At 37.6% G+C, this 17,760-nt stretch carries 18 protein-coding genes; 14 read left to right on the forward strand and 4 right to left on the reverse strand.

Annotated features, from left to right (window positions below; genetic code table 11):
• Position 1: 1 nt before the first annotated feature.
• The 4 genes from fni (at position 2) to metA (ending at position 4,239) form a co-directional block, all read left to right on the forward strand.
• Positions 2 to 1,030: a type 2 isopentenyl-diphosphate Delta-isomerase gene (fni, locus tag FCI53_RS16075; RefSeq protein WP_138420059.1), complete on the forward strand. Its 1,029-nt coding sequence runs from the start codon at positions 2 to 4 to the stop codon at positions 1,028 to 1,030.
• Between the two features lie 138 nt (positions 1,031 to 1,168).
• Positions 1,169 to 1,300, forward strand: a complete 132-nt coding sequence (locus FCI53_RS22070; protein ID WP_281279548.1) for a hypothetical protein — start codon at positions 1,169 to 1,171, stop codon at positions 1,298 to 1,300.
• 885 nt (positions 1,301 to 2,185) lie between these two features.
• Positions 2,186 to 3,109 (forward strand): glycine betaine ABC transporter substrate-binding protein, encoded by a 924-nt coding sequence (locus FCI53_RS16080; RefSeq protein ID WP_138420060.1) that lies wholly within the window; start codon positions 2,186 to 2,188, stop codon positions 3,107 to 3,109.
• Positions 3,110 to 3,330: 221 nt separating this feature from the next.
• Positions 3,331 to 4,239, forward strand: coding sequence for a homoserine O-acetyltransferase MetA (gene metA / locus FCI53_RS16085; RefSeq protein ID WP_138420061.1), 909 nt, complete (start codon positions 3,331 to 3,333; stop codon positions 4,237 to 4,239).
• A gap of 63 nt (positions 4,240 to 4,302) precedes the next feature.
• On the opposite strand, the gene FCI53_RS16090 is transcribed toward metA, so the two are convergent.
• Positions 4,303 to 4,677, reverse strand: a complete 375-nt coding sequence (locus tag FCI53_RS16090; RefSeq protein WP_138420062.1) for a carboxymuconolactone decarboxylase family protein — start codon at positions 4,675 to 4,677, stop codon at positions 4,303 to 4,305.
• Between the two features lie 697 nt (positions 4,678 to 5,374).
• Between FCI53_RS16090 and FCI53_RS16095 the strand changes: the two genes are divergently transcribed.
• On the forward strand, positions 5,375 to 5,581 hold the full coding sequence (locus FCI53_RS16095; RefSeq protein ID WP_138420063.1) for a CDGSH iron-sulfur domain-containing protein: 207 nt from the start codon (positions 5,375 to 5,377) through the stop codon (positions 5,579 to 5,581).
• A 298-nt stretch (positions 5,582 to 5,879) separates the two neighbouring features.
• The gene (locus FCI53_RS16100; protein WP_138420064.1) at positions 5,880 to 6,794 is read left to right on the forward strand and encodes a DMT family transporter; all 915 of its coding nucleotides are present in this window, start codon (positions 5,880 to 5,882) and stop codon (positions 6,792 to 6,794) included.
• Positions 6,795 to 6,823: 29 nt separating this feature from the next.
• On the opposite strand, the gene FCI53_RS16105 is transcribed toward FCI53_RS16100, so the two are convergent.
• Positions 6,824 to 8,311 carry a potassium/proton antiporter gene (locus FCI53_RS16105; RefSeq protein WP_425457191.1) on the reverse strand — a complete coding sequence of 496 codons (1,488 nt, stop codon included), beginning with the start codon at positions 8,309 to 8,311 and terminating at the stop codon, positions 6,824 to 6,826.
• A gap of 333 nt (positions 8,312 to 8,644) precedes the next feature.
• On the opposite strand from FCI53_RS16105, the gene FCI53_RS16110 reads away from it, so the two are divergent.
• The 4 genes from FCI53_RS16110 to FCI53_RS16125 are packed head-to-tail and all read left to right on the forward strand — an operon-like array spanning position 8,645 to position 11,937.
• Positions 8,645 to 9,913, forward strand: coding sequence for an ammonium transporter (locus FCI53_RS16110; RefSeq protein ID WP_138420065.1), 1,269 nt, complete (start codon positions 8,645 to 8,647; stop codon positions 9,911 to 9,913).
• Positions 9,906 to 10,931 carry a DUF294 nucleotidyltransferase-like domain-containing protein gene (locus FCI53_RS16115; protein ID WP_246050133.1) on the forward strand — a complete coding sequence of 342 codons (1,026 nt, stop codon included), beginning with the start codon at positions 9,906 to 9,908 and terminating at the stop codon, positions 10,929 to 10,931. The genes FCI53_RS16110 and FCI53_RS16115 overlap by 8 nt, the downstream gene beginning before the upstream one ends.
• Positions 10,925 to 11,656: an exonuclease domain-containing protein gene (locus FCI53_RS16120; RefSeq protein ID WP_138420066.1), complete on the forward strand. Its 732-nt coding sequence runs from the start codon at positions 10,925 to 10,927 to the stop codon at positions 11,654 to 11,656. Before FCI53_RS16115 ends, FCI53_RS16120 begins: the two co-directional genes overlap by 7 nt.
• 29 nt (positions 11,657 to 11,685) lie before the next feature.
• The gene (locus tag FCI53_RS16125; protein WP_138420067.1) at positions 11,686 to 11,937 is read left to right on the forward strand and encodes a MerR family transcriptional regulator; all 252 of its coding nucleotides are present in this window, start codon (positions 11,686 to 11,688) and stop codon (positions 11,935 to 11,937) included.
• Between the two features lie 385 nt (positions 11,938 to 12,322).
• On the opposite strand, the gene FCI53_RS16130 is transcribed toward FCI53_RS16125, so the two are convergent.
• Positions 12,323 to 13,705 carry a Glu/Leu/Phe/Val family dehydrogenase gene (locus FCI53_RS16130; protein WP_138420068.1) on the reverse strand — a complete coding sequence of 461 codons (1,383 nt, stop codon included), beginning with the start codon at positions 13,703 to 13,705 and terminating at the stop codon, positions 12,323 to 12,325.
• A gap of 216 nt (positions 13,706 to 13,921) precedes the next feature.
• Between FCI53_RS16130 and FCI53_RS16135 the strand changes: the two genes are divergently transcribed.
• The 3 genes from FCI53_RS16135 (at position 13,922) to FCI53_RS21555 (ending at position 15,236) form a co-directional block, all read left to right on the forward strand.
• On the forward strand, positions 13,922 to 14,377 hold the full coding sequence (locus FCI53_RS16135; RefSeq protein WP_138420069.1) for a DUF2269 family protein: 456 nt from the start codon (positions 13,922 to 13,924) through the stop codon (positions 14,375 to 14,377).
• An 11-nt stretch (positions 14,378 to 14,388) separates the two neighbouring features.
• Positions 14,389 to 14,775 carry a DUF488 domain-containing protein gene (locus tag FCI53_RS16140; protein ID WP_138420070.1) on the forward strand — a complete coding sequence of 129 codons (387 nt, stop codon included), beginning with the start codon at positions 14,389 to 14,391 and terminating at the stop codon, positions 14,773 to 14,775.
• Between the two features lie 299 nt (positions 14,776 to 15,074).
• On the forward strand, positions 15,075 to 15,236 hold the full coding sequence (locus FCI53_RS21555; protein ID WP_171038212.1) for a hypothetical protein: 162 nt from the start codon (positions 15,075 to 15,077) through the stop codon (positions 15,234 to 15,236).
• Between the two features lie 818 nt (positions 15,237 to 16,054).
• Here the strand turns inward: FCI53_RS21555 and pepT are convergent.
• On the reverse strand, positions 16,055 to 17,290 hold the full coding sequence (pepT, locus tag FCI53_RS16145; RefSeq protein ID WP_138420071.1) for a peptidase T: 1,236 nt from the start codon (positions 17,288 to 17,290) through the stop codon (positions 16,055 to 16,057).
• Positions 17,291 to 17,424: 134 nt separating this feature from the next.
• On the opposite strand from pepT, the gene FCI53_RS16150 reads away from it, so the two are divergent.
• Entirely contained in the window at positions 17,425 to 17,634 is a 210-nt protein-coding gene (locus tag FCI53_RS16150) for a hypothetical protein (RefSeq protein ID WP_138420072.1), read from the forward strand.
• Positions 17,635 to 17,760 lie beyond the last annotated feature (126 nt).

Genomic DNA, 17,760 nt, shown 5'->3' on the forward strand with positions numbered 1-17,760 from the left:
TATGGTTGACTCAATTAATCAAAGAAAATCCCAGCATATTGAAGTCGTTTTAAATGAGCATGTCACAGGTAATCAGATCACAACAGGCTTTGATGGAATAAAATTTGTTCACAATGCATTACCAGAAATTGACTTTGCTGAAATCAGTACGGATACATCTTTTTTAGGAAAGCAATTACAGACACCGTTTTTAATTAGCTCGATGACAGGTGGAGCGGCTCTAGCGGAAACGATTAACAAAAATTTAGCAATCGCGGCAGAAAACCGTGGATGGGCATTTGCATTGGGCTCAACACGTGCATTAGTAGAGAGTGAGGAACATCGCCCATCGTTTCAACTAAGAGAGTATGCTCCTACTATCCCGATTATTGCTAATTTAGGTGCTGTCCAACTCAATTATGGTTTTGATGCTGAAAAGTGTCGACAGATTATAAATATTACGGATGCGGATGCGCTTGTACTTCATCTCAACAGTATCCAAGAAGTAATTCAACAAGGTGGAGACACGAACTTTAAAGATTTATTGAGTAAAATTGATAAATTGTGTGATCAATTGGATGTTCCTGTAGGTGTCAAGGAAGTTGGATGGGGCATTGATGGTACAACTGCTAAAGAATTAGTGAATGCAGGTATATCCTTTGTCGATGTAGCTGGTGCTGGTGGGACTTCATGGAGTCAAGTAGAGAAGTTTCGCTCAAATGAGCCGATTAAGAAAAAAGCTGCGGAAGCATTTACCGAATGGGGAATCCCAACAACTGCTAGTATTTCATCGGTAAAACAACAAGTTGATCGCCAAACAATCATTGGTAGTGGTGGAATTCACACAGGTGTTGATGGGGCGAAGGCTATTGCGCTTGGAGCAGATATGGTTGGTTTTGGTCGATCAATATTAGAAGCTGCAACGCAATCATCGGATGCAGTAGAAGAATGGATGGAAACACGAGAACTTGAGCTTCGCATGGCTATGTTTGGTATTGGTGCGGCGTCATTGGATCAATTAAAGACTACCGATCGGTTGATGATGAAGTAATAAGTAAAACATAATAGCTTCTTAAAAAACTCTTGAGGAATAATCCTCAAGGGTTTTTTGTAGTTATGATAAAAATATTGTAAAGGCATAGCATAGATATAAACATAAGGAGAATCCCAATAGAATGGAGGCGTTTCTGTGAAGGAACAAGTAGGTTCATGTAGCGAGTGCGGTAAAAGTGTTTACTGCCTTGAAGGGTTCTTAAATGGTGTGATTGAAGAAGGAAGATTATATTGTTTTACATGTGCTGATCAAGAAGCGGATGATTAGTATTTTTAATTGCGCAGTTGCTGTATACTGTTCATTATCTTTTGTTTACACTAATTGATAAGAATACTATGAAGTCGCTGCGGCAGAACACTCCATCTCGTATGGGTCAAGGTCTCAGCCCCTGATCTGCTCTGAATCGTGAAGGATGTAGACGATTACGGTCTAAACGTTCCCTGGATCTGCTCTAAAGTATAAAACCAGTAAACGATTACGGTCTAAACGTTCCCTGGATCTGCTCTAAAGCATGAAACCAGTAGACGATTACAGTCTAAACGTTCCCCGGATCTGCTCTAAAGCATAAAACCAGTAGACGATTACGGTCTAAACGTTCCCTGGATCTGCTCTAAAGCATGAAACCAGTAGACGATTACAGTCTAAACGTTCCCCGGATCTGTTCTAAAGTATAAAACCAGTAAACGATTACGGTCTAAACGTTCCCCGGATTTGCTCTAAAGTATAAAACCAGTAAACGATTACGATCTAAACGTTCCCTGGATCTGCTCTAAAGTATGAAACCAGTAAATGATTACGGTCTAAACGTTCCCTGGATCTGCTCTAAAGTATGAAACCAGTAAACGATTACGGTCTAAACGTTCCCTGGATTTGCTCCAAACCATAAAACCAGAAGACGTTACTGCGTAGTATATAACTACTGTGTAGTAATATTTTGGAAATATTCTACTTTACTTAAGAAAAAGGATTATTCACATGTGAAACCCAAACTGAGCAGGCAGTCAACCCATATCACTTGATTGCCTGTTCACCTTTCATTATAGTTATTTAAGTGACAGTAATTGGATAAATTTCGGTGAAACGGGGAACGTAACCTTAGATTGTACAATAGTCCAATACTTACATAATATTAATGACAACAGGAGGTAAATGATGCTTAATTTGAGAAAAACATTTCTTGCTACAATTTTATTAGCTGTTATCGCTATCCTTGCTGCATGTGGTGGGGCTGATAATGATGAGGGAGAAACAGATGGTAATAACGAAAATCAAACAGGCGAAAGTAAAGGTTCGATCTCAATTGGGATGAATAATTGGGCTGAAAACGTAGCGGTTTCTAATATGTGGAAAATTATTTTAGAAGAAAAAGGCTACGAGGTAGACCTAACATCTGTAGAAAAAGGTGTGTTATATGAAGGGTTGTCAAATGGAGATCTAGACATTGGTATGGAAATTTGGTTACCAAACACGGATCAACATTTCTATGAAGAACATAAAGATACGATTGATTGGCGTGAAGAGTGGTATCAAGGTACGGACCTTGCCTTGGTTGTGCCATCATTTGTAGAAGAAGTGAATAGTATTGAAGATCTAAACGAACATAGGGAATTGTTTGAGTCTGAAATCAAGGGGATTGATCCAGGGTCTAGTATTATGGGATTGACAGAAGAAGTTATTGACCAGTATGAGTTAGAATATGAATTGCTTCCTTCATCTGAACCAACAATGCTAGCAGAGTTAGATAATTATATGAACCATCATCAACAACCAATTCTTGTGACACTTTGGAAGCCGCACTGGGCATTTGCGGAGATGGACTTGAAAATTTTAGAAGATCCAAAAAATGTTTATGGTGATACTGAAAATATTTCATATGCTGCTAGATTAGGTTTTGAAGAAGATTACCCACAAGTGGCGGAGTGGTTTGATAACTTTATGTTAAATGACATGCAATTAGGTAGCTTGATGGCATCTCTTAATGAAGCAGATTCTGAGCCAGAGGGTGCTCAGGCTTGGATTGATGAAAATAGAGAACTAATTGAAGAATGGCTAACAAGTAGTTCGGATTCAGAATAAAGCAAAAGTCAACACTCATAATCACTTATGAGTGTTGATTTTTTTAGGTAAGTCTTGATCATAGAAGTTTACTGTGGTCGTGTTTTCTGTATAGAATCGTGTCGAACAAAAGTAAAGCTTGATTGCTTTACTATCGCACCTATAAAATTTATAATTATTAGAAAACTATATGTTAGTCTAATTTTAAATACCATTAATTATGTAAAAGGGGATTTTTAAAGATGCCAATTAAAGTTCCAGATCATCTTCCAGCAAAAGATTTGCTGAAAGAAGAGAACATATTTGTGATGGATGAGAGTCGGGCTTTTAAGCAGGATATTCGGCCGCTTAAGATTGTGATTCTTAACCTCATGCCGTTAAAAGAGAAAACAGAAACACAATTCTTACGACTATTGGCGAATAGCCCATTACAACTAGAAGTAACCCTTTTACATCCTAGTACACATACATCGAAAAATACGCCACACAAACATTTGCAATTATTTTATAAGACGATTGAAGATGTAAAGGATAGTAAATTTGATGGAATGATTATTACTGGTGCTCCAATTGAACAGCTTCCTTTTGAAGACATTAATTACTGGGAGGAATTGACCGAAATTATGGACTGGAGTGTCGAAAATGTAACGTCCACGTTCCATAGCTGTTGGGGGGCCTTAGCTGGACTGTATCATCATTATGGGGTATCGAAATACAATTTAATTGAAAAAAGGTATGGGGTATATACACACCGAATCAATGGATCGAACATAAAGTTATTAAGTGGATTTGATGAGGAGTTTGTTGCTCCACACTCTCGAATCGCAGATGTTAGGCGTGAAGATGTAGAAGCGGTTTCTGAATTGGATATTTTAAGTGAGTCAGATAAAGCAGGTATTTACTTAGCGGCATCAAAGGATGGTAAGCAAATATTTGTAACAGGTCATCCAGAATATGATGCATGTACATTGCAAGAAGAATATGAACGGGATCGTAAAAATGGTTTAAAAACAAAAATGCCGGAAAATTATTTCCCGGATGATAATACTGCTAATCGTCCATTACTAAGGTGGCGTTCCCATGCTAATTTATTAATTTCTAATTGGTTAAATTATTATGTTTATCAAGAAACACCATATGAACTTAGGTAGAATGAAAAGGGTGTCGTGAGGTAGCTGACACCCTTGCAATTGTGTTGATGTATGTACAACAATTTAATGTTTTACATCATTGTAATAATCGAACGTGTCTACGGCTAACGTAACACCTTGAGAAAAGGCTGCTCCACCACCTAATGCAGCACTTACAGCAATTGTTTCCATGATCTCATCTTCTGTTGCTCCATGTTCAACTGCACCTTTTGTATGATACATAATGCAATATTCGTCTTGAGAGTAAAGACTAATACCAAGCGCCATTAACTGCTTTTCCTTTTGGTCAATTGCTCCTTTTTCGAAACATGCTTCAGTAAAATCAAAGTAACCTTGAGTCATCTTAGGTAAGCGTTTCTTAATTCTAGAACTACCCTCTTTATAGTCTAAAATCGACTCATCGAAAAAGTTATACATTTCTTCAGAATTTATATCCATATTTCCGCCTCCAGTTCGTTATTGTTACAGTATTAGTATCATGAGAAAGGTCATAAATATTCATATACGAACATATTTTACATATGGATTCATTTCATAAACGTTGTCGCTTTTTAATTCACAATAGCTGTATTATGTGCAGTAAATTCACTAGCTATATTTACACAGATTGAAAAGAGTGCTATGAGGTCGCTGCGGCAAAATACTCCGCTTTCCATGGGCACGGCCTCAGCTAACTTGGTAAAGAAAACCACTTTACCAAGTGGATCTTCAGCTCGCGCTATTCCCATAGGAGTCTCCGTATTTTGCCTTCGCTGGGATAAGTTCTCTGATTAGTGGTAAATGTATATACGCAATAAAATTCAAAAATATATTTGATATTTATTAATCAATGCTCTATAAAACTTCAAATCACTAAATAAGCGGAGGAAATACACGGAGACTCCCGTGGGACTAGTGGCATCGGTGAGACCCCGCAGTGAGGTACGAACGAGGAGGCTCACCAGCCCCCCACAGGAAAGCGTAGTGTATTTCCGCAGCGACTATTAGCACTCACTTTATAAAGGACATAAGAGATAATTGCACAAAATACAGCTTGTGCAACAACAATTTTTAAAAGGGTCTTTCGTTATGTGGATTGGGATTGCTAGACACTGGAAATAACAAACTTTAAAATAAAAACAAAGGGGTGAGAGAAATGAGTGAAAAAGTTAAAATTAAAGTAAACGATAATGGCTCTCTTCGTGTATCAGGTGATGTTGAATTAGTTGATAAAGAGGGGAATGTGTTTGAGACAAAGCCATCCTTTTCCTTATGTCGTTGCGGGGCGTCAGGAAATAAGCCATTCTGTGATGGAACACATAAGAAGATAGGATTTGAGAGTCAACCGAGAGCAGACAAATAAACAGAAATAGGCAAAAGGAGCGATGTTTGGCATAAACATCGCTCCTTTTAAATAATAGTTGTTGAATGCATTTTTGTACATAAGAGTATTATTTATCCCGCGTTTAATTGGCAGTAAGGCCCCACTTTAATCTACGAAATTAAATCAAAAGAAGATAAGTGTGGAAGGGGGGGCAGGTCATCATTGTGGTACTAACAATCAGTGGGGTAAAAGAAAAATCCCACTGATTGAAGTATTACTTTATTATTGCTATTACAAAAGATCTGTTTGGTAAGATGATTGGTAGGAGGAGTGTAAAATGGGAAGGAAGCTAGCATTAGCATATATAGCAATGGGGGCTTCGCTCTGGGGGATTATTGGTATATTTGTTACTTATTTATATGAACTAGGTTTTACACCAATACAAGTTGTCGCAGTTCGTACGATGACAGCTGCTTTGTTTCTAATCTTAGTGGTTTTATATAAAAACCGCTCCCTTTTCAAGATATCTTTCAAGGATAGTCACTATTTTGTTGGGACGGGCGTTATTAGTATTGCCTTGTTCAATTGGTGTTTATTTCGTGCAATGGAAGAAACCTCGATATCAATCGCTTCTGTTTTATTATATACCGCACCCGTGTTTGTTGCGGTAATCGCGAGGTTTATATTCAAAGAATGGTTTACTAGTAGAAAGGTAGTGGCTTTAGTGACTACCTTTATTGGTTGTGTTTTAGTGATTGGTGTTTTTCCTTCGATGGATGAGACGGTGTCACTGTATGGCATCATTTTAGGGTTAGGAGCAGGCTTTTTTTATGCATTGTACAGTATTTTTGGGAAACTGGCTTTAAGGAAATATGATACGTTAACGGTAACGGTTTATACCTTTATTTTTGCTGCTTGTGCTGTTACTCCATTTAGTGGGGTGTGGAGGGCGTTCCCGTTATTTATAAATATCAAGTCGTGGCTTTTTATAATAGGTCTTGGCTTTCTTTCTACGACATTAGCCTTTCTGTTTTATACCGCAGGATTAAAACAAATAGAATCTAGTCAGGCCTCCATTATTGCGACAATCGAGCCGGTTGTTGCATGTATAACAAGCTTTCTTATTTTTCAAGAAAGGTTAATCGTTTGGCAGTATCTAGGGGTTGTAATGGTATTAGCAGCAGTTATTATTGTTCAGGATAATCGGACAAATAAGCAACGGCTACTTTCAAGAGGTTCAACGATCAGTTAAGTAAATGAGGCTGTTCCATAAGCTATATCTTATGGAACGGCCTCATTTTTAGATTGTTGAGCTGTCTGGTGTGTAAAGATGGAATGGACTTTTTTTCGTTTTATTTTGGGTGTTAACACATAAATAATGTCATCTTGTTTTAATGTTGTATCCCCAGATGGTGTAAGGACTTTTTCGTTACGGATAATAGCAGTAATTAATGTATGTTTAGGAAGTTGAATATTGGTTAGGGTTTTATTAATGACATCTGACTTTTCTTTGATATGAATTTCAATTATCTCAGAAGTGGTTTTCCCCATGGAGACTAATTCTAAAGAATGTGTAGGTTGAATTTTTTCTCCATTTGAAAGCCTCAATATATTAGCTAATGGTGAAATCGAAGCGCCTTGAATAAGAGCAGAGGTCAAGACAACGAAAAAGACAACATTGAATAATAGTTGGCTATTTTCAAGGTTTGCGATCATTGGGTAAGTAGCCAACACGATTGGTACAGCCCCTTTTAACCCAGCACATGAAAGGAAAAGTTTTTCTTTCAAAGAAAAATTCATCTTAATAGTACTTAAGAATACACCTAATGGTCTTGCTACAAGCATTAGAAGTAAGGATAGAATGACGCCTTGCCAGAAGATATCTACTAATTGGTTCGGAAATACTAATAGACCTAATAGAATAAACATTAGAATCTGCATCATCCATGCAAAGCCTTCATTAAAACGGAAAATGGAATGACGATAGGTTAAATCTGCATTTCCGACGAATACTGCCATTACATAGACAGCAAGGAAACCACTTCCTTGAAAAAGCGCTGTTATGCTGAATGTGAAAATGGCGAAAGCAAGTGCCATAATAGGATATAATCCTGACGAATCCAAATTAATTTTATTTATACCCCAAACGGTCAATTTCCCCATACAAAATCCAATCGCAATACCTAACCCCATTTGCCAAAAGAAGTGTAATGAAATAGCCCATATGTTTGTTGTTGGACTTTGGATTAGTGAAATAAACGATATGGTTAAAAACACGGCCATTGGATCGTTTGTCCCTGATTCTGCTTCTAATGTTGCGGCTAATCTTTGTTTAATATTTTTGTTCCCAATAACGGCGAATACTGCTGCTGCATCTGTTGATCCAACAATTGCACCGAATAACAGTCCCTCAAGCCAGGAAACACCCAAAATATATTTAGCAAAAACACCTATTGTTGCGGTTGTGATCAATACACCAGCGGTAGCTAACGATAAGGATGGTTTTATGACGCCTTTTAAAGGCTCCCACTTTGTTTGCATCCCACCTTCAAATAAAATAACAATTAAAGCCAATATTCCAAATAATTGAGTAAGTGGTGCATTGTCATAGTAAATAAATTGTGAAAGGATCATGCCTACAATGATATAAAAAACGAGGGAAGGTAGTCCTAAACGTGAGGAGAATTTTGTCGTAAGTACACCGACGATTAATAGTATGGAAACTAATAGTATCGAGCTATTGATTGTGTTTGCTATGTCAGCAATCATAAATCCCACCTTTTTTGAATGTATTTATTATTAATTTATGAAACCATAATTTTAAATAGTAGCAATATTCGTGCTCATATTTTAGTATACCAAACTTTAATCTTTGAGTATAACAAATAACTTCTCGATCGTGGCAAGGTGGATAATTTTTTAAAAAAATAATTTATTGCACACTCCCCATCGTAATCGTAATGTTAACGGATTCACTGGGGGGCTGTGTTTAAATAGTTTGTTAGATTTTCTCACAAGTTAATTGTTTGAAAATTCAGCCGCTGATAAATTGTTAATTAACAAGAGATGTTAACACAATTTACACAAAAGGGGAGAAAGATTATGGAACAAGTTTTAATGGATAATTTATGGGTCATCATCGGTACTTTTTTAGTCTTATTAATGCAGGGGGGATTTATATTACTTGAGGCAGGTTCAACAAGAATGAAGAATGCTGGACATATTGCTGGTAAAACGATCTTCACAGTTGGAATTGGTTCATTGGTTTTCTGGGCCGTAGGTTGGGGATTTATTTACGGTGAAGGTAACGGTTTTATTGGATTAACTGATTTCTTCTTTGGGGATTCATCGTTTAGTGGTGAAGGATTATCACCAGCTGTAGATTTTATGTTTCAAATGATGTTTGCTTTAATTGCTTTAACAATTGCATTTGGTGGCTTTGCTGAACGTGCGAAATTATCTGCTTATGTTATTTTTGCAGTATTATTCTCAGCTTTCATTTATCCGGTCGTGGCACACTGGATTTGGGGTAGTGGTTGGTTAGCCGATCACGGGAAACAAGACTTTGCGGGTTCAACCGTTGTTCACTTAACAGGTGCAATGGCGGCACTTGCTGCAACGATTATTTTGAAACCACGTATTGGCAAATATAACAAAGACGGTTCATCCAATGATTTAGCAGGTCACAACCAAGTATATACTGCGCTAGGTGTATTGCTTCTATGGGTAGGTTGGTTTGGATTTAACGGAGGAAGTACATTTGAAGTTGCAGATGCATTCTTTGGTTTTGCAATCCTTAATACACAATTAGCTGCTGCTGCTGGTGCTGTTGCTGCCATGTTTGTTGCTTGGGCATTAACAGGTAAAGCAGATGTTCCTACAACATTAAATGGTGCATTAGCTGGTTTAGTTGCTATTACAGCTCCTGCTGGGTTTGTTGAACCATGGGCTGCAGTTGTTATTGGTATTATTGGTGGGATCATTGTCGTGTACAGTATGAAGCTATTTGATAAAGCTAAAATTGATGATCCGATTTTTGCCCTATCTGTTCACGGTACAGTTGGTGTGTGGGGGACAATTGCGAACGGACTATTCGCTGTTCCTGCTTATTCTGTTGAGATTGGATGGGGGCTACCAGGACTATTCTATGGTGGTGGCTTTACGCAACTAGGTGTTCAAATCATGGGTGTTGTAGCTAGTGGTGTTTATGCATTTGTTGTTTCCTTTATTATTTTGAAAGTAATGGATAAAGTGATGGGTGGTCTTCGAGTTACGGAAGAAGAAGAGATTGTTGGCCTTGATTTAAGTGAACACGGTAGTTATGGTTACCCTGAGAATATCCCTCATCCAGATGACAGGAAAGGTGCTTAAACTAGATAGAAGGAAGTCGAGACGAGATAAAGGGTCTGATCAGGTGATGGAAAGTTATACAGAAATAAAAAAATGGCGATGGATACAGATGTCAAAAGTAGCTTCTGACCATGAGCAATTAAATAAACTTCATGATCACATCATCAGAGAGACAGTGCATGTTGCAATGAAGAAGGTTTGTGCTGAGTGGGGGAGCCCTCCCGCTCCCTTTGCTTTCTTTTTAATGGGTAGTGGTGGTCGATTTGAACAATCGATTTGGAGTGATCAAGATCATGGGATTATTTATGATGGTAATGACGACGAGTGTCAGTCCTATTTTTTAGAACTGGGAAAAGAAATAACACATGGCCTTGCGGTGGTTGATTATGAATTGTGCGACGGGTATGTCATGGCATCTTATCCGCTCTGGTGTCAATCGATCAGTTCATGGCAACAACAAATCAAACAATGGCTTCAAGAAGCGCGGTGGGAGTCACTCCGCCATTTTTCTACATTTTTTGATTCGCGTGTAGTAATTGGAAGGGAAGCGTATCTAAAAACGCTAAAGGAAACAGCGTTTAGTCTGTTAAAATCTCAACCTCACTTATATATCCGTTTAGTGGAGAATGTAGCGTTTATACAAAAAGGTATTGGTGTCTTTGGTCAACTACTTCCAGAGACAAGAGGGGAACAAGCGGGAACAATTAAACTAAAGCAAACAACCTTTTTTCCATATGTTAATGCACTAAGATTACTAGCTTTAAAGAATGATGTGTTCTTACCTTCCACCCTATCGAGATTTAAGCTGTTAGAAAACAATTATCCTACTATAGGAAGGTATCGACCGTATTTTCAAGAGCTGCTGGATTTTCGTCTTCGTTTTTGTAAGCATGCAAGAAGTTATAAACAGGTGCATGTTGTACACAAACATGCTCTATCAAAAGAGGGTAGACAACAGCTTAAAGTATTAATGAAAAATGGATATAGCCTTTTTTCTGAAACTAAATCTATTGTCGAAAAAGAGTGTTCCTTATGGTAATGAATCACATGTTTCAATTCGTGAAACAAGTATCAGGAAAGTTAAACGTGGGGCCGTATTCGGGGACATCTGGTCAAACAGATCCTAATAAAGTAGCTTATTTGCGAAACTTACAAAGAGAATTAAAAAAGAAAGAAGTCTTGGAAATTCCTTTTCACCAATTAGAAGTGGTTGTATTTGATATGGAAACAACAGGTTTTTTTCCATACAAGGGGGACAAAATACTATCAATTGGTGCGGTTAAGGTGAAGGGTGAGCAACTGCTAGAGGAGGAATCCTTTTATTCGATGATTCATCATGATAGCTCGTTATCGACAGAAATAAAGGGTTTAACTGGACTCACAAATGATCAATTAAACGAGGCACCTCCTCTACAAGTTGTGCTAAGGGAGTTTTACCAATTTGTTAAAAGTGACCTATTAGTGGCTCATCACGCCGGTCATGAAAAGCAGTTTATGAAACATGCAACATGGATGTCGATGAAGACAGGGTTTCAACACCGAATTGTTGATACGTCATTTTTAATGAAGGTAATCAATCCTCAGACACAGTTGGTGACATTAGATTCGTGTTGTGATTACTATGGAATCACGATTGAAAAAAGACATCATGCCTTGCATGATGCAATCGCTACAGCTAAGTTGTGGACGGAATGTGTCCGGTCTATTCAAGGGTTAGGATTTGAGAACCTAAAAGACGTCTATACACAATTAGCTAAACTGTAGCCGTATATGAGAAGAGGGGGGAGGGGGAGTTGAACCATCAGAATATTCCTAATGATAGAGCCGCTTTCCCAATCAGTGCTGTAAAAGAATGGACAGAACTGTCCGCAAGACAAATTAGGTATTACGAGGAACAAGGATTGGTTCATCCAAAGAGAAGTGAAGGAAATCGGCGTGTCTATTCATTTAATGATATGAAACGGTTAAAAAAGGTGAAAGAATTAATTGATCAAGGGATAAATATTGCTGGAATTAAAGCGATGTTGGAGGATGAGCAAAGGTAGGTTATTGAATGGTTCTTAGTACGTAGTTGATAGAAACTCCGACGTAGAACAAGATGAAAACTCAAGAAACGTGTACATTAGGGAGGGAAATCACCTCAAATATAGACGGAAACGAAATAAACGTGCACATCTAGCATAAAAGTTGATCCTATTGTGCATGAAAACTCAAGAAACGTGTACATTAGGAAGGAATAAGTTTGCCTCGAATATAGGCGGACACTAGTTAATTGTACACATCTAGCTTAAATTTCGGTGATTATGAGTAATTATTTTTGAGTTACGTCGGATTCTATCTTTATTGTGACAAAAACAACAAGTAAAAAAGTAAGGTAAGAACAAAAACCAGTTCATCTAAACTGGTTTTTGTTCTGTCTTTAAGCGCCCGTTAGTATAACTTACCTTGGCGATACAAGATGGTAGATAGCTTCATCACGGCATGGGTATAACAGGTTTCTCTTAATGGTAATGTGTTGCTAAAGAATGGAGGGAATACAGATTCGAATGTTGTTTTCATTTTTTGGTGGAGAAGCTCATAGACTTGTTCTTCCGTATAAAATTGTGTATCTCGTCCTTGTAACCATTCTAAGTAGGATACAATCACACCACCGGCATTAGCTAAAATATCGGGGATAATGACGATCCCTTTATTGCTTAAAAAGCGACCAGCCTCTTCGGTAACGGGTGAATTGGCACCTTCCACAATTACCTGTGCTTTAATATCTTGACAATTATCTCGATGAATCTGATCCTCAAGCGCTGCTAAGAATAACACGTCAACGTTTGATGTGAGTAAGCCATCACGGTCTTTAATCGTTGCTTTTATGTTGTGTTCTTTTAATTGGCCCTCTGTTGTAGGTAAATCACCCTCGTGTTTGTTACTATACGAGATTAGTGCAGGTATATCTAAACCATCAGAGTTATAAAGTGTAACATTTCGATCACTAACAGCAACCACTTTATTTTGTAGGTGCACACATTGATAAGCTTCCAGGGCGACGACAGAGCCAACATTTCCAAAACCTTGGATCGCGATGGTTAAGGGTCCATCATGATGCTGTAATGCGGTTTGTACAAAGGGTTTATTTTTATGATTGTTCATTAGGTTTATATTTTCTTTTATAAAATCATGGAGTAAGTAACGATACGTATAATAGACCCCTTTACCAGTTGCTTCACGACGTCCTAATGATCCACCATTCAAAACGCTTTTACCTGTGAAACTTCCACGGTATGTTTCGCCAGGGTGTATTGATTTAAATTCTGCCATCATCCAATCCATTTCTCTTTCGCCAGTACCAATATCAGGTGCTGGGATATCTTTTTCTGTACCTAGTGAGTCACTAAAATAATGCACATACTTTTTACAAATTAAGTTTAATTCCGCCTCACTGTACTTTCTAGGATTAATCACAACACCACCTTTGCCACCGCCAAATGGGACATCGTGGAGTGCATTTTTTAATGTCATTAATTTAGCTAGATTAACAACTTCATCTTCATTCACGGATTCGTGGAATCTTATACCACCTTTATAGGGTCCGAGTGTATTGTTATGTTGCACTCTGAAGGCTGGTATTCTCGTGATTCTACCATTTTCTAAGGAAATGCGTAAGAAAGATTTGATGATATGATTTGGGGTGGATAAAATGGAAACTAATGAATCGTGTGCTCTTTTCCGTTTATCTTCTTGTAAATGAGGGAGAAAGGTATCATCCTCCATTAGTTGGCCTAAAGACTGTTCTATGATTGCTTTCATTTTATCGCTCATGTGACAAACCTCCATGTTAAAAGCTAGTATACATACAGAATGAATCGTATAGGGCTAAATTATACTTAGACTATTGTATTTTATTCGATGAAAGAAAATGTTATCACATGAATAATTGATGAATGTCACACCATCTGTATCCTTGTCATGATAGACTTACCGATAAATATAATGGTAGAAATTGAAAAACAATTCATGTGAGAGTGAGGAATATAGGTGGATACGTTCTACACAATTTTGGTTGTCATTCATATATTTTCTGCTATTTTAGGGATGGGCCCTGGTTTTGTATTGACGACTATTCCAAAAACGGCAAATACAATGAAAGAAGTAAGACATGCTTACTTGATTCGACATCGGTTACATATTTTTGTCATGATTGGAGGCACGTTGTTACTGATTACCGGATTATTGATGGGATTCATTAATCCGGGGTTATTTCGAGCGGGATGGTATGTGATAAGTCTTGTTTTATTTATACTTGCATTAGCAATGGGCCCGCTTGTTCTAAGTCCTTGCTCAAGGCCAATTAAAGAATTGCTTGCAAACTATCAGGGGGAAGATGTTCCCAAGGAGTATGACCGGTTAGCCAAAGTATTGTTTCGATATGAATATGTGGAGAATTTTATTTTCTTAATTATCATCTTACTAATGATCTTAAAACCATTTTAAAACGAAATAAGATGGAGGTGTTTGTTATTGAAGTACAACTAAAACGTGCCTACCAACAACCTACTTCTGAAGATGGTGTGCGAGTATTGGTGGACAGATTGTGGCCGCGTGGTGTTTCAAAAAAGGAAGCCCGGATTGATTATTGGTTGCGACAACTAGCACCATCAACAGAGTTGCGTAAATGGTTTAACCATGACCAAGAGAAATTTTCGGTTTTTAAACAAAAATATAAAGAAGAAATATGGACCAATCAAGAAAAAGAAAGACAATTACAAGAATTACAGGAAATAATTAAGCGCAGTGAACGGGTGACATTAGTATACGCTGCAAAAGACCGCGAGTATAATCAAGTGGTTGTGTTAGCAGAGTTGTTAAATTATAAAGTAGTGTCTAAATAAAAAGAGGAAGGACAAGCCGAAATGTAAAGGTGCGTCCTTCCTCTTTTTTTGCCTAGGTTAAATAATGCAAGAAAAAAACATTACTAACTAATGCTTATCAAAGCTTGTAATAGATGGTAATGGGCGATTTTATTAGAGGAAATGTATGATCGAATTTTAAGTATGTGACGATATTGTAAAGAATTTAAAAGAATTTAAAAGAATTTCAATTTATATATTTACTTATTGCTAAAATTTGGTATTATATACTTGAATTCATTAACAAATGAAGAATTTTATGAAGAAAGGGGATAGTAATTATGGTGACATCATTATTTGCTATTTCTGTAACGATTCTGTTAACTTTTATCACGTTGTCGATTGTCGAAAAAGTTTCAGCATTCCGTAAGAAGAAAAAGAACAAATTTGTTTCAAACAGAGAACAAATCAATCCAACTTTTGTGGCTGTTGGTAAGCAATGAAAAATGGTGATTATGATAATTACCTGACATCTTGGTCAGATTAATGGCGCCCTTGGTATTCCAAACAATAACCAAAGGGCGTTTTTTGTATGTTTTTTTCGTAACGCACTTATTCGTTAGTTATTGCGTATTTGCTGTATTATACGCATTAACCTCCACTTTTTCCTTTATAATATGAGTGCTAATATATCGCTACGGAAATACACTCCGCTTTCCACGGGCGGCTGTTGAGCCTCCTCGCTCGTCCCTCGCTGCGGGGTCTCAATCTAGGCCTTTCCTCCCGTAGGAGTCTTCGTGTATTTCCTTCGCTAAGTAGAATTCGTTGAATTTTATAGAGTTGTTATTACTTAATTACAACATCAACGCCTTTTTTGTGCGTCTGATTTAACTTGCATACACTTATCATAATCAGAAAACTTACCATAGTTGAGGCGGAATACGGAGACTCCTCGAAAATACAAACCAATTTTCTTCGTGCGATGTATCGCTATCGAAGCTTTCCTTGTCCTATGGGAACAGCACGAGCCGAAGATCCCGCAGTAATTATTAAGGAACGTAGGCTAAGTTTGCCACGGACACGCGAGCAACGTCTGTGTGACCAACATCCTGTTGTCCCGAGGCCGTGCTCATGGAAAGCGTAGTATTCAGCCGGAACAATGATAAAGCACTTATTTCAATCAGAATGTAAGAAAGTAAATAGAGCCTAGTTATGTCGCATAATACAGCTTATATGCACTAAAAACAATCTTATAGGCAAAGGCTTTTTTTTATATAAAAAAGTCCACCTCTTATAGATAACAGGTGGACTTCATAAGATATTATGCTTCTTTTTTGGCGAAAAGGGATGCGATCTTTATTATGGTTCGGACAGATTTTTCCATGTTGTCCAATGAAATATATTCAAATTTACCATGAAAGTTTTCTCCACCGGTAAATATATTTGGTGTTGGAAGTCCCATATAAGAAAGTTGAGATCCGTCTGTCCCTCCACGAATTGGTTTAACGATCGGTTCTATACTTAAGTTTTCCATCGCTTGATGGGCGATATCTACAATTTCTTTAACAGGTTTGATTTTTTCTCCCATATTGTAGTATTGGTCTTTCATTTCTAACAAGATGTTATCTGCACCATATTTTTCGCTTAGTTTTTGAACAGTATCTTCCACATATTGTTTTTTGGCATTGAATTTTTCACCATCATGATCACGGATAATATAGTAGACGTTCGTTTGTTCCACATCACCATGGAAGGAAAGAAGGTGGTAGAACCCTTCATATCCTGCTGTATGTTCTGGGGCTTGTTCTTCTGGCAAGTGTTGGTGAAATTCCATTGCAAGTTTCGTTGCATTTACCATTTTGTTCTTCGCTGAACCTGGGTGGACATTGTTGCCTTTAAAAGTTAACTTCGCAGCGGCAGCATTAAAGCTTTCATATTGAAGTTCACCTAATGGTCCACCATCTACCGTGTAAGCGAAGGAAGCGTCAAATGCATTTACATCAAACTTATGTGGTCCGCGGCCAATTTCTTCATCAGGTGTAAAAGCAACTCTAATTTTTCCATGTTCAATTTCAGGATGATTAATTAAATAAGCCATTGCAGTCATGATTTCGGCAATACCTGCTTTATTATCCGCCCCCAAAAGTGTAGTGCCGTCTGTTGTAATTAAATCGTGCCCTTTATAGTTAGCCAACTCGGGATATTGACTAGGTGACAGAACGATGTTTTCTGTATGGTTTAACACAAGATCATTACCATCATAATTTTCGACTAAATGAGGCTTTACATCTTTACCAGTAAAATCTGTCGCAGTATCCATATGGGCTAAAAAGCCAATCGTTGAAACAGATTTATCCGTATTGGCTGGAAGTGTAGCCATCACATATGCGTGCTCATCAATGGTTACTTCCTCCATTCCAATTTGTTTTAACTCCTCGACTAGCCTTTTTGCTAGTGTCCATTGACCAGGGGTAGATGGACAGGAATCATTTTCTTCATTAGATTGTGTATCCACTTTCGCATAAGTTGTAAAGCGATCTAAAATTTCCTTTTTCATTTTTGGCTTCATCTCCATTTTTAAATTATACATCCATACTAGCATAGATTCTGAAACAACTTAAAAAGGAGTTCATTGATTGAGACTGAATCAAATTCTTGTGGTGGAACAAAACTAAATAAGAGGTGATAGGAATGAAAGAACAAAATAAAAAAAGCTTTAGTAAAACAACAAAAGCAAATTCAAGTGAACAGGTAGGTGTACGAACGGATTTAGAAGCAGACCACCCACTAGATACAACAGATCAGTATGCAGGAGATTCTGTTAATGAACATAAGGCAATGGAAAATGCAAACCAATATATTGCCGAGGAAGAATTTAAACAAGAGCGAGAGAATTTATAGTTGTTCCAGAACTGTCCAATTAGGGTTTAGACCTATTGTTGGGCAGTTTTTTCTGTCTTCTATAGTCACGATAGATTCAGACAGAACAGACCGTGGATCCAACCGAGAGACAATGAACTAACTACG

The organism is Aquibacillus sediminis, from assembly GCF_005870085.1.
GTDB classification, from domain to species: domain Bacteria; phylum Bacillota; class Bacilli; order Bacillales; family Amphibacillaceae; genus Aquibacillus_E; species Aquibacillus_E sediminis.

Coding starts and splice junctions, on each gene's coding strand:
- fni (WP_138420059.1), top strand. CDS start 2: ATGGTTGACTCAATTAATCAAAGAAAATCCCAGCATATTGAAGTCGTT.
- FCI53_RS16080 (WP_138420060.1), top strand. CDS start 2,186: ATGCTTAATTTGAGAAAAACATTTCTTGCTACAATTTTATTAGCTGTT.
- metA (WP_138420061.1), top strand. CDS start 3,331: ATGCCAATTAAAGTTCCAGATCATCTTCCAGCAAAAGATTTGCTGAAA.
- FCI53_RS16090 (WP_138420062.1), bottom strand. CDS start 4,677: ATGGATATAAATTCTGAAGAAATGTATAACTTTTTCGATGAGTCGATT.
- FCI53_RS16095 (WP_138420063.1), top strand. CDS start 5,375: ATGAGTGAAAAAGTTAAAATTAAAGTAAACGATAATGGCTCTCTTCGT.
- FCI53_RS16100 (WP_138420064.1), top strand. CDS start 5,880: ATGGGAAGGAAGCTAGCATTAGCATATATAGCAATGGGGGCTTCGCTC.
- FCI53_RS16105 (WP_425457191.1), bottom strand. CDS start 8,311: ATGATTGCTGACATAGCAAACACAATCAATAGCTCGATACTATTAGTT.
- FCI53_RS16110 (WP_138420065.1), top strand. CDS start 8,645: ATGGAACAAGTTTTAATGGATAATTTATGGGTCATCATCGGTACTTTT.
- FCI53_RS16120 (WP_138420066.1), top strand. CDS start 10,925: ATGGTAATGAATCACATGTTTCAATTCGTGAAACAAGTATCAGGAAAG.
- FCI53_RS16130 (WP_138420068.1), bottom strand. CDS start 13,705: ATGAGCGATAAAATGAAAGCAATCATAGAACAGTCTTTAGGCCAACTA.
- FCI53_RS16140 (WP_138420070.1), top strand. CDS start 14,389: ATGGAGGTGTTTGTTATTGAAGTACAACTAAAACGTGCCTACCAACAA.
- FCI53_RS21555 (WP_171038212.1), top strand. CDS start 15,075: ATGGTGACATCATTATTTGCTATTTCTGTAACGATTCTGTTAACTTTT.
- pepT (WP_138420071.1), bottom strand. CDS start 17,290: ATGAAAAAGGAAATTTTAGATCGCTTTACAACTTATGCGAAAGTGGAT.
- FCI53_RS16150 (WP_138420072.1), top strand. CDS start 17,425: ATGAAAGAACAAAATAAAAAAAGCTTTAGTAAAACAACAAAAGCAAAT.